The sequence below is a fragment of the Shewanella donghaensis genome, from assembly GCF_007567505.1.
In the GTDB taxonomy this organism is placed as follows: Bacteria; Pseudomonadota; Gammaproteobacteria; order Enterobacterales; family Shewanellaceae; genus Shewanella; species Shewanella donghaensis.
Map to the genome: position 1 here is coordinate 3553491 of NZ_CP041783.1, position 14056 is coordinate 3567546.

The window sequence follows — 14056 nt, forward strand, 5'->3', positions numbered from 1 at the left end:
GGGATTAAAAATAAAAATGAAAAAATTGATACTAGCAGCATGTGTTTTAGGCTTATCGGCGTGCGCAGCAACTGACGCTTCAACAGAAAATACGACAGCTAACGCAGCCCCCAAGATGATTAATTTAGCCAATATGACGGATGAACAGGCTACAGATGAACTATATAATTCGTTGATTAAGGCCAGTTATTTAGCCACTAAGTTAAGCCCAAATAGTGTCGCAGTGCAATTTGGTGATAATCAGTTTGTATTACAACCAAGTATGAGCGAACAAGGTGTCGATCGCATCTTAACTAATCGTCTATTTGCCGTTCACCCTAAACTACACGGCAGTAAAGATTTATTGATATTAATTGGTTCACTAAACCAAAAACTCAACTTTGCTAAATTTGTAATCCGCGATAATGGTGGTGTAATCCAAGTGCAAGGAGCAGCGACATTTGTTGATTCAATTGAATTGGAAGAGTTACGTCGTTTCTTACTTTGGACTGACGAAGGTCTTAAGCAAGTGGGTAAATCTTTACCAAAAGGGTCTGAAAACTTAATCAAGCCTATTCCAGTTATTAAAGAAGATACAGCAGCCTAATAGTTTGCTTTATCGGTTTAATATGTCGTTGTTTATAATCGAACTGATCATTAGGAAGTAACATTGATTGGCTTAATCCAAAGGGTGACACGCGCAAGTGTCACTGTTGATTCTGAAGAGGGTCAACAAGTCACCGGAAGTATCGGCAAAGGTTTGTTAGTTTTGCTGGGTGTTGAACGTGAAGATGACATTGAAAAAATGCAAAAGCTGGCCAAAAAAGTGATTGGCTATCGTATCTTTAGCGATGAAAATGGCAAGATGAATTTAAACTTGCAACAAGCGGGTGGCGAGTTACTTGTGGTGTCGCAATTTACCTTAGCTGCTGACACTGGTAAAGGACTTCGTCCTAGCTTTTCTAGTGCGGCTACGCCAGATCAAGCTAATGAGCTTTATGAAGCGTTTATCGGTTTTTGCCGCGAGCAAGGTGTTACTACTCAGGCTGGCTCATTTGGTGCTGATATGAAAGTAGAGTTAATCAATGATGGACCTGTCACCTTTAACTTGCAGGTTTAGAGGTTACAGGAGGCTAACAGATGAATGTAGATGAGCTGCTTAATGAGCTGCAAAATACCTGGTATAAAACCATTCCTTTGAGTGAGTTTATGCAGGTTCAGCCGCTAAGTTTTCAAGAGTCTAGTTTTCAAGAGTCTAGTTTTCAAAATCTTGGTTTTCAACAACAAACATTGACCGTTACCGCCCCCATTAAGCCTAATATTAACCTTCATCAAACGATGTTTGCGGGTAGCATTTATACCTTAGCGACCTTAACGGGTTGGGGGATGATGTGGTTACAGCAGCAACTGCAGGGCTTCAGTGGCGATATTGTATTGGCAGATGCGACAATTCGTTATTTAGCACCGATAACTGAAGCGCCAACAGCCTTGGTGACTTGGCCTGATGTTTCCTTAGCAAACCTTGCAACAGGCGATAAGGCAAAAGTGAAATTGGAAGTAGCGCTTCACTGCAAAGGTAAACTCTGCGCAACGTTTAGCGGCTTATATTTTAGTATCGCGAAAACTAGCAGAATTAAAATCAAGTAACTTATTTAGGCTGACAACAGACTAAGTCTTTTAAAGCTCCACCATTTACTACGCACATAAACCCTTCATTATTCAGTACGTCACAGCCTTTTTGCGCTCGAATCCCTGCACCGCAATAGACTACAAACTGTTGCTGTTTATCTGTTAGATTTGATAACCACTGAGCTATTTCTGTAAGCGGTACATTGATCGCGCTTGGCAAATGACCCGAAGCAAACTCATCCGGATTACGAACATCAATGACTTGTGCCCCTTGATCGATTAACTGCCAGCATGTTTCTGGATTTTGACTACCTGACATTGAAGCTGATTGATTTGACATGAGGCGTTACCTATTTTTGTGAATTTCAAATAATTGCAAACTTTCGCATTAGAGTTTAATCAATAAGATTATTCTAATTTAAGTGTGGTTGCAAGTGTCATAATAAGCGCTATAACTCGTAGGGCTTAAAGACTTCAGGCGTTATTTCGCTGCATAAGCCTCTCGTTGTTTGAGCTTATTAGCTGCTATAGATGAAAAAAGCGAGTAAACCACTTATGGCGTACTCGCTTTTCAATAATATTTTAATCTTAGAAGTAGTAATTTTTTAGGTATTTACTGGCATATTTACGTAACTTCTTCTGCTTAGCATTTGCAGCGACATCCTCAACGACAGGTTTATATTTATCTTCACTCGATATCGCTAGCGCTTTAGTGACATATGCATAGGCATCGATAGCGAGTTTACTATCATCAATTAAGCGCATAGGTTGTAATTGAGCAGCAAGCTGACTCAGCATGTAATCATCAAATACGTTGTCATTGATAATGCGCCTAGCAGTTAGACGTATCAGCTCTAAGTCATCACTTCTCAAGGCCGCAGCATAAACATTTTGTAAATGTGGCTGCGCTTTATCATATTGACTTTTATCTCGTAAAAAGACATTCCACTTTTTAAATTTCTCGAGATCTTCAATAGCCTGTTTGGCATACTTTCTAATTTTTCGATGAGCCTCCCCTTGAGCTATATATGATAAATATTCTTTATATTGCGGGTCACCTGAATACCCTAAGCCTTTAATAAGCCATGAGGTATTATCAATTGAATGTCTATCTGTCGCAGAAGGAAGTTGGGCCTCAATTTTATCTTTGATGGTGTTGTAAATACTTGGATCTTCTAATCCCACCAATACAATAGACTCAATAGCTTGTTGTTGTTTATAAGTATCATTACCAGAAAATATCTGCTGATATTCTTCGGTTGTATATGTTTTAGCTATGGTTAATGGGCTGAGTAAGCAGCAACCCATAACTAAGCTGTTAAGTAATAATTTCATGTCATATCCTTATGATTAATCGATTGACTGTTATTGTCTGTATAGAATGATAAAAGTGTTTTTACTTTGTCCAACGCTTAAAGATTAATGATGTGTTGATGCCACCAAATGCAAAATTATTACTCATAACGTAATCGGTGTCGATTTGGCGAATCTCATCTTTGATGTAATCAAGTGGCGCGCATTCTGGGTCGACTTCTTCAAGGTTAAGGCTTGGCGCGAACCAACCCGCATTCATCATTTCGATACTCACCCAAGCTTCCAATGCCCCACAAGCACCGAGTGTGTGGCCTGTATAACTTTTCAGTGATGAAATAGGCACTTGCTCCCCAAAAACAGCATAGGTTGCAGCTGATTCAGCAATATCACCGCGCTCAGTGGCGGTGCCATGGGCATTGATGTAACCAATTTTATTAGCGTCAATCGCTGCATCTTTTAATGCTAAACGAATCGCGACTTCCATGGTGTCAGCATTAGGCTGAGTAATATGCAGCCCATCTGAATTGGTACCAAAGCCAACTAATTCAGCATAGATTTTTGCGCCGCGAGCTTGAGCGTGCCCTAACTCTTCAAGGACTAAAGTACAGGCTCCTTCACCAATGACTAAGCCGTCTCGCTGGCTATCAAAAGGTCTAGGGGTTGATTGTGGCTGGTCGTTCTTAGTACTAGTGGCAAACAGGGTGTCAAACACTACCGCTTCAGTGGGACAGAGTTCTTCACCTCCGCCAGCGAGCATTAGGGTTTGTTGACCGAATTTTATGGCTTCATAGGCGTAACCAATAGCTTGGCTGCCAGAGGTACAGGCGCTGCTTGTGGTATGAACTCGACCTTTGAGACCAAAAAAGACGCCAACATTTACCGCTGTGGTATGTGCCATCATACGGATATAGCTAGTGGCATTAATGCCCGACATATCGCCATTTTTAAGCATATCACCGAAGCCAACAATAGGTTCTGTACTGCCAGTTGAAGAGCCGTAAGCTACGCCCATGTCACCGAATTTTATGAGCGGGTCATCTAGTAGGCCCGCATCTTCTAATGCAATTTCACTGGCTCGGGTCGCCATAATGGAAACCCGTCCCATTGAACGTATTTTTTTGCGAGAATAATGCTTAGGTTTTTCAAAATCGGTAATCGGTGCTGCAAGGCGGGTATTGAGTCCTGGATATTTGTCCCATTCACTCATAGTGACGACACAGTTATGTTTATCTTGTAACCGTTTAGCAATGGTGGGCCAATCTTGCCCCAATGCTGAAATTCCACCTATGCCAGTAATAACCACTCTGCGGTTCATATCATGCCCCCGTTAACTGAGATAACTTGGCGGGTAATATAAGCCGCGTCATCTGACATCAAAAAGTTGGCTAATCCAGCAATTTCATTGGTTTTGCCCATACGGCGCATTGGCACTATTTGATTAATCATTTCTTTTGGAAAGTCAGCAACCATATCGGTTTCAATTAAACCTGGCGCGATACAATTAACGGTAATTTTTCGCTTGGCTAACTCTAGCGATAAAGCCTTAGTTGCGCCGATTAATCCTGCTTTTGACGCGCTATAATTCACTTGGCCACGATTACCTGCAATACCGGATACTGATGCCATAGTAATGATGCGGCCACCAAATCGGGCTTGTATCATGGGCATAATCGTCGGCTGAATGACATTGTAGAAACCATCTAAATTGGTATGAATAACGCTGTCCCACTCTTCATCTGTCATCGCTGGAAATGCGGTGTCGCGGGTGATGCCAGCATTCAGAATAACGCCGTAATAGGCGCCATTGAGTTCAATATCTGCAGTGATTTTTTCTTTAGCGAGTGCGCGGTCAGCAACATCAAAAGCGATAAGGCTCACATTCACACCTAAAGCCATAATTTCGGCTTGGGTTTGCTCAGCAGTAACAATGTTACTGTGGTAATGAACGGCGATATCGTAACCTTGTTGGGCTAACTTCAATGCAATCGCTTTACCTATGCCACGGCTTGACCCTGTCACTAAGACTCTTTTATTTATTGTCATTTTTGCTCCATGAGTATTAGAGGCTGTATGTTTATTATTTGGTTTTCTACGTTAAACATTGGCTTCAGCTTGGCTGTCATTGATATAGCCTTTGGTATCTTGTGGCTGAAACACATTAACATTGGCTAGGGCAATGATGTCGTTACCTGCAAAAATTTGGCAATCAAATACCGCCAGCCCTGATTCTTCTTGATAAAGTCTCGCTACATGAATTTGATAGGTCTGACCCAGTTTGTAGCATGATTGATGCATCACCAACTTTCGCGTACCTAATAAAAAGCCCACTCGAACTTTATCACTCTTTAAATGAGCTTCAACACCTGCTAATGCAGCAATACTTTGCGCCATATATTCAATGCCCACATAATTTGGAACCCCGTTTAAAGGCTCGCTGAAGTAGGCACTAGATTCGCTAATGGTCACTTCAGTGATGAGCTTATCGATATCATGAGTAAGCAAACGATCAATCAAAATCATTGGTGCTCTATGGGGAACAAAATGGCTGACTTCTTGAGTTAGCAACTGTGGTTGAGCGATAAGGTTAGGCATGTTGACCTCTACTTCGGCCTAAAATAATACTGGCGTTACTGCCACCAAATGCAAATGAGTTACTCATAATGTAATCTAGTGTTGTCGACTGACCGTGAGTCACCAATGGCAACACAGGGTTATCTACGTCTTGTTGTTGATCCCACACTTGTGGGGGTAACATTTGTTTGTCGTTATGATGGCTTAATAATAAATAGCAAAATGCAGCTTCTATTGCTCCTGCAGCGCCGAGACAATGGCCCACTAAAGGTTTGGTGGAACTGCAAAATGGAATGCTTGCGCCATCAGTATTTGCAAAGACTTGCTGCATCGCTAGAGATTCCATCGCATCATTTTTTGGTGTTGCGGTGCCATGTAAATTTACATAGCTAATCTGGTTTGGCTGAAGGTTCGCATCAGTCAAGGCATTGTTCATTGCGGCAATAGCGCCAGTCCCTTGTGGGTGTGGCGCTGATATATGGTGGGCATCGGATGACTCACCAATACCTGCGAGGATTATTTCTTCAGGGTTATTTGTTGATGACTTTTCAAGAGTAAAAAGTGCTGCGCCTTCGCCGATATTAATCCCATCTCGGTTTTGGCTAAAGGGATTACACAAACCTGCTGATACAGACTCTAGCGCATTGAAACCGTTGACCGTCAGCTGACATAAACTATCAACTCCACCCACTATGACAACATCACATAAATCGGCATTCAATAATCGCTTGGCGCTAGCAAAGACCTTGGTGCTAGAAGAACACGCTGTCGATACCGTGTAGCAAGGGCCCGATAAATCATAATATTGACGCAGGAAATCACTGGTGCTGCCCAGTTCTTGTTGCGCGTAATGATAAGCAGGTGGGAAAGTGCCGTGCTTGGCATGATAGCTTAATGCCGCCTCGCCCTTAGAAATACCTGAAGTACTGGTTCCGAGAACCACTGCAATTCGTGAAGCGCCAAATTGCTGTTTTGCTTGCTCGATAAGCTTGTCTAACTGCTTCGCAGCGCTATACAGTAAGCGATTATTACGACAGTCAAACTGCGATAGATTCTCAGGGATCTGCTGTAGAAGCGCATCATCAATGGCACCAACGCGAGTGGTGGCATTAAACATTAGGTCATCTCTTAACACCATAGCGCTGGTATCACCTGCTAATAAGTTAGCAAGCACTTGCTGTGGTGTTTGGCCTAATGGCGTACAAAGTCCGATACTAGTTATGGCTATAGAGTGAGTCATTACTTACACTTTTTATGATTGTTCATTATGTTTAGCACGCATAGTTCGTTACAGCGTTTAGCTACAGCGGCGAAATCGACAAGGTGATATTCGCTGCAGGGAAACGCAAGATGACATTTGCTATCCAAGGATTAATATCTGAGTAACTAATGTGAATAGCCGCTTCATTGTTGACTAAGAGTGCACTACAGCGAGCACTGTCGTTATTTCCATCTACCTTACAATCGATATCTTGCATCTGCCCTTGACTGAAATAAGGGTTCACCTGTGGGTGAGGACGATATATCAGTTGCATGATAGCCATTAAATATTCTGCTTTAAACTCATCACCCATCAACATGTTTTGCTTGCTGATAACTGTTTCACCATCATAAGTAATCGTGAATAATGCCTGACCTAAAGGCGCTAGGCCTACCATGGTCATCACCTCAGAACTTAATTCTAATTGAGTGAGCAGTTCATGATGTTTATCACCATGGGTAAAGCTAATTTTTTGCGTCAATTGATGATCAATACTTGACGATTCAGGCTTCAAACCTAATTCTGATGCTGTTACCAATGGCGCTAAGCAGTAATTGACTTCAGGTGTTAATAATACACAGGTTTGCCGTTGAAGCTGGTGACTACAACCAGCTAAAAGCAGTAACAGTAGTATCGAAAATTTAGTGAGGGATGTACGCCACATAGTTAGCTCGCTTCTGTTTGATCTTGGCATAAACCGACAATCATATTGAGTCTTCGCTCTGAGTCTTTGACAAACGGGTTACTGCTGTCCCAAGCATAGCCTGCCAGAATAGAACAGATCATCTGTTTTATGGTTGGATTCGGATCATCATAGAAGATAACATCTTGAAAACGACCATCGTACCAAGCTTGTACATAGGTTCTGAATGTATTCACACCTAACATCAGTGGCTCAGTATAATCGGCTTGCCAGTCGACAGCCTCACCATCAAGCTGTTTGATAAGGGTATCGACCGCCATCGATGCTGATTGCATCGCAATGGTAACGCCTGATGAAAACACCGGATCAAGAAATTCACCCGCATTGCCCAATAATGCAAATTGATTGGTTGCCAATGTGGATACATTAGCCGAATAGCCTTTTAGTGTTGCACATTCTTGTACCACTTTTGCTTTTGACAATAAACGGTTTAAGCCAGGCTCTTCCTTGATGAGTTGCCATAACTGGGTTTCTAAATCTCCTTGGCAATGTTCAATCAAATGAGGCTCTGCCACTACGCCAATGGAACAACGACCATTGCTAAAAGGAATTAACCAGTACCAAATATCTTTTTCAGTAGGATGGACGCTAATGAGAATTTTATTACGGTCAAAGTCAGGGTCAGTAATATTGTCTTCAATGTGGGTAAAAATAGCACTTCTTGAGGGTAAATCAGAAGGCTTTTCTAGATCAAGCAATCGTGGTAAAACGCGGCCAAAACCACTGGCATCCAATACATATTGAGCGGTAACTTGATATGGGTTATCAGACTCATCAGTGACCGATAAAATAGAACTATTCTTGTTTGTTAGTGCAGGGGTTAAATTTATGTCGTTAACGCTGTGACCATAACGAATTTCGACACCTTGTGAGACTGCTGTGTCGGCAAGTATTTTATCGAATTGCCCACGTTGAACCTGAAATGTTGTTCCTGGACCTTGGGTATATTTATCGGTGAAATTGAAGGTGGTATAGCGGTCATTATGTCTAAAAGCGGCGCCATTTTTAAATTGAAATCCAGCTTGCTCAACCGCGGCTAACATACCGGCTTGTTCAATAAATTGCATACAGCATGGTAGTAAACTCTCACCGATAGAAAAACGAGGGAAATATTGTTTCTCTATCACTAAAACTTGCTTACCTTGCTGGTGTAATAAGCTTGCTGCTATGGCACCTGACGGCCCCGCACCAATGATAACAACATCAACATCAACATTCACATCGTGATTTTGTTGCTTCCGTGCAGCATGTTGTTCTAATGCGGACTCTTCAAATGAGCTATTTTCCATAATGGGCTACTTCTCTTGTCATTATGTTGATAAATGGGGCGAGTAAGAAACTAAATCCGATGCCAAATAATAAGGTTAACCCGAAAAAGTGAATCGCATTGGTATTGCTTAAAGCCAGTAAGCCAAAAGCTAATAAGGTGGAACAAGCAGACATAAATACAGCCATCATTACACCTGTCGCAGAGGCATGAGGTTTGACTGAGGCAAAAAATAAACTGTAATCAATACCAATACCCAGCACTAAAATTAACGCTAAAGCGTGGAATAAACTTAACGGTGAACCAATAAGACCTAAGCAAGCTAAAGTTAATATTATGGCGCTGGCAGGTATCGACACAATCAATAGAGCGAGTTTAACCCCGAAACGAACACTGAATACCACAATGGCAATGACACATACCAGCAATAATAATTGCAAAGTAATAATACGAAACTTAGCCATCAATTGAGATATTTCACCCACCTTATCAACGACGGTGATCGATAACTCACTGTTATCGACACGACTTTTAAGCGCGGCTAAATCCTTGATGCCACCTAACAGGACAATACTACCCCATTGCGACTGATTATCTGAATTAAGCGCTACGGATGCCTGATTTTTTGCAGGCAGCCATAAACTGGCTAAGTCTTCCCCTGCTAAAGCGATGACTTCGTTACTGGAAATTATGTTGCCTTTGGAACGATGAAATTCAGCTAATAAATTGGCTTTTATTGATTCATCAAGCCCCAAGGTTGCAATGATTTCATCTAAATGGTCAGTATATAACTGCTCGTAGAAGCGGTAATTCTGTTGTTGTCGCTCTGCTGTCGGCAGGTACTGACTTAAGCTGATAAAACTGCTTAGCTCGTTTTCGGTAATTGCAGCCGCTAATAATTTATCCGTTTGTTCAAGTTCAGCAAGTAAGTCTTGCTCGCTGCTTGCGCTGACTAAAACAAATTGGTTATCGGTGCCGCCACTGAGAAGTTGTCTGAGCTGGTTTTCTTCTGCTGTGATGGCTGGCGGACTTTGTTGTAAATTTCTGATGTCATCGTTGGTGTTTAATTGGCTTAAACCTGCAACTGAAAATATAACTAAGACAACAATAGCTATGATCAGTTTGTGCTTCGATGTTGAGCTTGGAGAGTCTGTTTCAGCGCTGCCTAGTGTCGTTAACCATGTAAGGTATCGTTGAGCCAGTGGTAGTAATATCGATGTCGAAGTGAGTGAGTGGTTAGCAAGTGTTGGGTAGGCCAACACTAAGGTTAAGTAAGCGCCCAATAAGCCCGCAGCGCAAAATATAGCAACCTGCTGCATGCCAGGGAATGGGGTAAATCCAATAGCAATAAATGCGATGCCGCTGGTTAATAATGCCAAGCTTAGGGTCGGTAGAATCTCTCGAATGATCTCGCTAGCACTTCGTTGCTGGTGATTGAGCTTTTCACAGTAAAAATGAAAGCTGTAATCTATGGCAACCCCAATGAGGCTGGTACCAAACACCAGTGTCAGTAGATGTAATTCACCGAACAAGGCCAATGTCGCCACCGCAGCAAATAAAAAACCACTGGATAACGTGAGTAAGGCTAATGAGATAGGCATAATACTGCGGAAACCTAACCAAACTAATATCATCACTCCAATAAGCGAGATTGAGCCAATGGTCGAGATTTCTGATTTCGCCGTATCTGTTGCTGCTTGGGCATGAAACAGTGCGCCAGCTTTAAGGAATGCTAGGTTGGGTGTCGTGTTAGTGAGTTGATCAAAAGCGTTAGATAACACTTGGCTTTGTTGTTGCTGACCTTGAGGGTTGAAAGCACTTTTAACCCCTTTAGCAATGACAATGGTGGCAAACTTATTAGTAGAATTTTTGTCTGGATAAGGCGTGAGTAGAATGCCTTGCTCACTGCTGATGTTATTAGTGGGCGCTAAAGCAATGAGATTATCGGGAAATAATAATAACGGATCGTGGGACAACAGCTGACTGCTAGCATAGCCAAAACTGCTATATAACTGTTGTTGTGCGGCCAATAATAGTTGTTGCCACTTTCCTGCTGCTGCAGTGGTTGACGGGTCAGCTGACGCTAGCAGTTGTCGTTGCTTTTCAGTCAGTAAATTAAATCGTTTAGAGAAGTAGTATTCGCTTAGCCCCTGCATTTGACTGATATCACCACTGCGGACGTCACTGAATACATCAGGTTGTTGCTGTAGGTGGTCGATTAATCGCTGTGCAGCGCTAATAGCTTGTGATTTATCATCAGCGATAATACCGATATACACTTGGTCAGCTAAACGTTGTTCTACACGTTCAAGCGCTGTTTGAGTGAGTGCGGATTCGGTTAATTTAGGCAACATTGCCAAAATGTTACTTTGAATCTTAGCTCCTGATTGCCATAACACAGTCCCGTAAACAGTAACTATAACCATGATGAGTAGCCACAGCGCTAATAACAATCTCGACTTTGGCTTTTGCTCTTTATGGTTAGGAGGCGTTAACATCAGTGTTCGTCACTACTTGCTGAAGGCATTAAGTCAAAACGCTTAATATCTGCTTCAGTCAGTTGGTTTTCAATATGAGAAAACTCAATCAGGGTTTTGTCAGTTTTTTGATTATTAATCGCAGCTTCAACTGAAGAGAGCATGGTTAATCGCTCAATTTGGGTTACTGACTTATCAGCCTGAGTTGGCGCTAGGCTACCTTCAAGAATTAATGCGCCAATGGCTTTTTGAATCATAGGGTCTTTTGCAACTAAGCCAAGCTGCCATAGAGTCGCATGGCCAGCTGATGTGTTTTCTGCTGTGTTAATGACTGCAGGCATATATAGCTGAAAGTCTTTCTCTAAAGCTTTCACATCACCCGTTAACAGTGCTTGCATCAACATGGGTAATTGTTCTGCCATAGCAGCGCTAGCTTGATTGGCATTACTTTGCTGGATATTGCCAAAGCTATCTTGCTGGATCAGCATGCGATCTTTTAACACCAATGTCGTAGGGAAGGGTTTTGTTTGTTGCCAAAACAAACCTTGCTGCTGGCTAAAAATAAATACACCTTGGCTTTTTAGTGGTTTTTTTAATACCGCTAAATAGCGAGTTTGAATAAACTGTCCTTTGGTTTGCGGACTCAGCTGTAATTGAGAGGCTAATTGGCTGAGTTGATCAGGTGTGGCGTGCTGTTTAAAAATAGCGGCGATATCGTCACTGACTAATTCAGAGGTGTTTTTCACAGTTGTAAGCTCACTAGCACTAGTATTAGCTGCTAAAGATATAAGCAGAAAAGGGACGAGGAAGACTGCATAGATGAATGATTTCATCGTCTATTCGCCAATGCTTTTAGTTCGTCAGTAAGCTCTTCCTCTGGAAGATGAGCGACCATTTTCTCTCTGAACACATCAGGGGTGATAAAGCATAGCTCTTCGGTTTCCATATCAACGGCTGCCTGAATGGTATAACCCTTGGTGATGCGCTCATTGGTCTGTGCATCACGGATCTGATAAGTTATTTTTAGACGATTTTCCCACTCAACAATACTTGAATAAACAATAATGTGTTGGTCGAAAGTACTGCTTTTAACATATTGAAGTCGGGTGTCCACAATAGGCCAAGCATAGCCAGAACTCATCATCTGACGGTAGTTATAACCCAGTTCATCCAGTAGCTTGCAGCGCGCCACTTCAAAATAACGCAGGTAATTACCGTGCCAAGTGATCCCCATAGAATCAACGTCATGAAACGGTATCATCATGGCTAACTCAGATGAGAATAGGGCTTTCATTTAACACACCTCCCACTGACCTAATTGAATCTTATCAACGGTTTTGCGTAGCACCGATTCTAGTGGGCGATCTTCTGTGAGTAGTTCAAAATCTTCACTCACTTGATCAACAGTTTTGGCCAATGATGACGTTAACGAAGCATGGGCTAATTCATTCTGACTAATGCGTAAATGTATCCCTTGAGTCATCGCTAACAAGGCCGCAGCAGCAACTTGTTCGGTGAGTTGTAATACGCGCATACAATCACGGGCTGCAATGGTGCCCATACTGACTTTGTCTTGGTTATGGCATTCAGTCGAACGTGAAAAAACACTAGCAGGCATGGTGTTTTTTAATGCTTCTGCTGTCCACGCAGAAACACCAATTTGTACTGCTTTAAAGCCATGGTTAATGGATTTTCTCGCACCAACGGCTGCTGATAAATTAGCGGGTAAGCCATTATTAAACTTCGGGTCCATGACCAATGCCATTTGACGATCGATCAAATCAGCAAGGTTAGCCACTGCATTTTTCATTGCATCCATAGCAAAGGCAATATGGCCACCATAAAAATGGCCACCATGAAGAATATGCTCGCCTTCACCATCGACAATCGGATTGTCATTAGCGCTGTTTAATTCGGTTTCAATAAACTGGCGCATGAACGGCAATGCATCTTGTAGAACACCAATAATGTGCGGTGCACAGCGAATTGAATAACGATCTTGTAAGCGATCAGAGTTACGTGGATGGGTATGATGATTTAAATCTTCACGGATCCATGTGGCAATTTGATTTTGTCCAGGGTGTGGTTTTGCTGCAAATAAGATGTCATCAAAATGATTTGAATTACCTTTTAACGTCAGCGATGCCATAGCCGTAAGGCGGCTAGATAAGCGTGTGAGATATTGAGCACGGTCATAAGCTAAACAGGCAAGGGCAGTCATCACTGCTGTACCGTTCATTAAGGCTAAGCCTTCTTTAGGGCGTAAAATCAGTGCAACTATACCGAGTTCAAGATACACATCTTTAGTCGCGCGTCGCTTACCTTGGTAGATAACATCGCGCTCACCAACAAGTACCGCAGCTAAGTAAGATAGCGGAGTTAAATCACCACTTGCGCCAACAGAGCCTTCTTCAGGTATCACTGGAGTGATATCTAAATTTAGTAGCAACTCAATACGTTGCAGTAGCTGGTAAGTCACCCCAGACTTGCCTACGGCTAATGAACTTAAGCGGCAAGCCATAATGGCGCGAGCTTGCATAGGCGAAAATATATCGCCTAAACCACAGCCATGAAAGCGCGATAAGTGCAGCGGTAGCTCATGGACTAAATCGAGCCCCACAGTCACAGTACATGAGTCGCCATAGCCAGTGGTGACACCGTAAACCACACCTTCTTCATTCAAAAGGCTATCAATAAATCGAGCCCCTTTTTGAATGTATTCTTGATATTCAGGGCGCTCATTAAGCTTAACTGGGGCGCCTTTGGCAACGGCAACCACTTGTTCTAAACTCAGTTGCTGTTGGCCAAAATGTACAGTTGGCAAAGTTGATGTTGTTGAAGCTTGGCTCATGGCG

General features: G+C 42.4%; 15 protein-coding genes. 3 read left to right on the top strand and 12 right to left on the bottom strand.

Features of this window, described 5'->3' with window-relative positions:
* Nucleotides 1–16: 16 nt before the first annotated feature.
* The 3 genes from FPK91_RS15325 to FPK91_RS15335 all read left to right on the top strand — a co-directional run bounded on the left by FPK91_RS15325 (nucleotide 17) and on the right by FPK91_RS15335 (nucleotide 1626).
* Nucleotides 17–586, top strand: a complete 570-nt coding sequence (locus tag FPK91_RS15325) for a hypothetical protein (protein ID WP_144212088.1) — start codon at nucleotides 17–19, stop codon at nucleotides 584–586.
* Between the two features lie 63 nt (nucleotides 587–649).
* On the top strand, nucleotides 650–1099 hold the full coding sequence (dtd, locus tag FPK91_RS15330; RefSeq protein ID WP_144212090.1) for a D-aminoacyl-tRNA deacylase: 450 nt from the start codon (nucleotides 650–652) through the stop codon (nucleotides 1097–1099).
* 20 nt (nucleotides 1100–1119) lie between these two features.
* Nucleotides 1120–1626, top strand: a complete 507-nt coding sequence (locus tag FPK91_RS15335; protein ID WP_144212092.1) for a thioesterase domain-containing protein — start codon at nucleotides 1120–1122, stop codon at nucleotides 1624–1626.
* Nucleotide 1627: 1 nt separating this feature from the next.
* Here FPK91_RS15335 and FPK91_RS15340 read toward each other — a convergent pair whose 3' ends face one another.
* From FPK91_RS15340 to FPK91_RS15395, 12 genes are all read right to left on the bottom strand, one after another.
* Entirely contained in the window at nucleotides 1628–1948 is a 321-nt protein-coding gene (locus FPK91_RS15340; protein ID WP_144212095.1) for a rhodanese-like domain-containing protein, read from the bottom strand.
* Nucleotides 1949–2196: 248 nt separating this feature from the next.
* The gene (locus tag FPK91_RS15345) at nucleotides 2197–2943 is read right to left on the bottom strand and encodes a hypothetical protein (RefSeq protein ID WP_227006587.1); all 747 of its coding nucleotides are present in this window, start codon (nucleotides 2941–2943) and stop codon (nucleotides 2197–2199) included.
* Between the two features lie 61 nt (nucleotides 2944–3004).
* Nucleotides 3005–4237, bottom strand: a complete 1233-nt coding sequence (locus FPK91_RS15350; protein ID WP_144212097.1) for a beta-ketoacyl-ACP synthase — start codon at nucleotides 4235–4237, stop codon at nucleotides 3005–3007.
* On the bottom strand, nucleotides 4234–4959 hold the full coding sequence (locus tag FPK91_RS15355; RefSeq protein WP_144214466.1) for a 3-ketoacyl-ACP reductase FabG2: 726 nt from the start codon (nucleotides 4957–4959) through the stop codon (nucleotides 4234–4236). The genes FPK91_RS15350 and FPK91_RS15355 overlap by 4 nt, the downstream gene beginning before the upstream one ends.
* A 57-nt stretch (nucleotides 4960–5016) precedes the next feature.
* Nucleotides 5017–5514, bottom strand: coding sequence for an ApeP family dehydratase (locus FPK91_RS15360; protein ID WP_144212099.1), 498 nt, complete (start codon nucleotides 5512–5514; stop codon nucleotides 5017–5019).
* Nucleotides 5507–6733 (bottom strand): beta-ketoacyl-[acyl-carrier-protein] synthase family protein, encoded by a 1227-nt coding sequence (locus FPK91_RS15365; RefSeq protein WP_144212101.1) that lies wholly within the window; start codon nucleotides 6731–6733, stop codon nucleotides 5507–5509. Before FPK91_RS15365 ends, FPK91_RS15360 begins: the two co-directional genes overlap by 8 nt.
* Before the next feature lie 61 nt (nucleotides 6734–6794).
* Nucleotides 6795–7418, bottom strand: coding sequence for a DUF3261 domain-containing protein (locus FPK91_RS15370; RefSeq protein WP_144212103.1), 624 nt, complete (start codon nucleotides 7416–7418; stop codon nucleotides 6795–6797).
* A gap of 2 nt (nucleotides 7419–7420) precedes the next feature.
* Nucleotides 7421–8746: an NAD(P)/FAD-dependent oxidoreductase gene (locus FPK91_RS15375; protein ID WP_144212105.1), complete on the bottom strand. Its 1326-nt coding sequence runs from the start codon at nucleotides 8744–8746 to the stop codon at nucleotides 7421–7423.
* Nucleotides 8736–11150, bottom strand: a complete 2415-nt coding sequence (locus tag FPK91_RS15380; RefSeq protein WP_227006588.1) for an MMPL family transporter — start codon at nucleotides 11148–11150, stop codon at nucleotides 8736–8738. The genes FPK91_RS15375 and FPK91_RS15380 overlap by 11 nt, the downstream gene beginning before the upstream one ends.
* Before the next feature lie 71 nt (nucleotides 11151–11221).
* Entirely contained in the window at nucleotides 11222–12034 is an 813-nt protein-coding gene (locus FPK91_RS15385) for an outer membrane lipoprotein carrier protein LolA (protein WP_144212109.1), read from the bottom strand.
* Nucleotides 12031–12495: an acyl-CoA thioesterase gene (locus tag FPK91_RS15390; RefSeq protein ID WP_144212111.1), complete on the bottom strand. Its 465-nt coding sequence runs from the start codon at nucleotides 12493–12495 to the stop codon at nucleotides 12031–12033. The genes FPK91_RS15385 and FPK91_RS15390 overlap by 4 nt, the downstream gene beginning before the upstream one ends.
* Entirely contained in the window at nucleotides 12496–14052 is a 1557-nt protein-coding gene (locus FPK91_RS15395; protein WP_144212113.1) for an HAL/PAL/TAL family ammonia-lyase, read from the bottom strand.
* Nucleotides 14053–14056 lie beyond the last annotated feature (4 nt).

What these genes read in the sequence shown, in the direction of transcription:
- FPK91_RS15325 (WP_144212088.1), top strand. Translation starts at nt 17, where the DNA reads ATGAAAAAATTGATACTAGCAGCATGTGTTTTAGGCTTATCGGCGTGC.
- FPK91_RS15335 (WP_144212092.1), top strand. Translation starts at nt 1,120, where the DNA reads ATGAATGTAGATGAGCTGCTTAATGAGCTGCAAAATACCTGGTATAAA.
- FPK91_RS15340 (WP_144212095.1), bottom strand. Translation starts at nt 1,948, where the DNA reads ATGTCAAATCAATCAGCTTCAATGTCAGGTAGTCAAAATCCAGAAACA.
- FPK91_RS15345 (WP_227006587.1), bottom strand. Translation starts at nt 2,943, where the DNA reads ATGAAATTATTACTTAACAGCTTAGTTATGGGTTGCTGCTTACTCAGC.
- FPK91_RS15350 (WP_144212097.1), bottom strand. Translation starts at nt 4,237, where the DNA reads ATGAACCGCAGAGTGGTTATTACTGGCATAGGTGGAATTTCAGCATTG.
- FPK91_RS15360 (WP_144212099.1), bottom strand. Translation starts at nt 5,514, where the DNA reads ATGCCTAACCTTATCGCTCAACCACAGTTGCTAACTCAAGAAGTCAGC.
- FPK91_RS15365 (WP_144212101.1), bottom strand. Translation starts at nt 6,733, where the DNA reads ATGACTCACTCTATAGCCATAACTAGTATCGGACTTTGTACGCCATTA.
- FPK91_RS15370 (WP_144212103.1), bottom strand. Translation starts at nt 7,418, where the DNA reads ATGTGGCGTACATCCCTCACTAAATTTTCGATACTACTGTTACTGCTT.
- FPK91_RS15375 (WP_144212105.1), bottom strand. Translation starts at nt 8,746, where the DNA reads ATGGAAAATAGCTCATTTGAAGAGTCCGCATTAGAACAACATGCTGCA.
- FPK91_RS15380 (WP_227006588.1), bottom strand. Translation starts at nt 11,150, where the DNA reads ATGGTTATAGTTACTGTTTACGGGACTGTGTTATGGCAATCAGGAGCT.
- FPK91_RS15385 (WP_144212109.1), bottom strand. Translation starts at nt 12,034, where the DNA reads ATGAAATCATTCATCTATGCAGTCTTCCTCGTCCCTTTTCTGCTTATA.
- FPK91_RS15390 (WP_144212111.1), bottom strand. Translation starts at nt 12,495, where the DNA reads ATGAAAGCCCTATTCTCATCTGAGTTAGCCATGATGATACCGTTTCAT.
- FPK91_RS15395 (WP_144212113.1), bottom strand. Translation starts at nt 14,052, where the DNA reads ATGAGCCAAGCTTCAACAACATCAACTTTGCCAACTGTACATTTTGGC.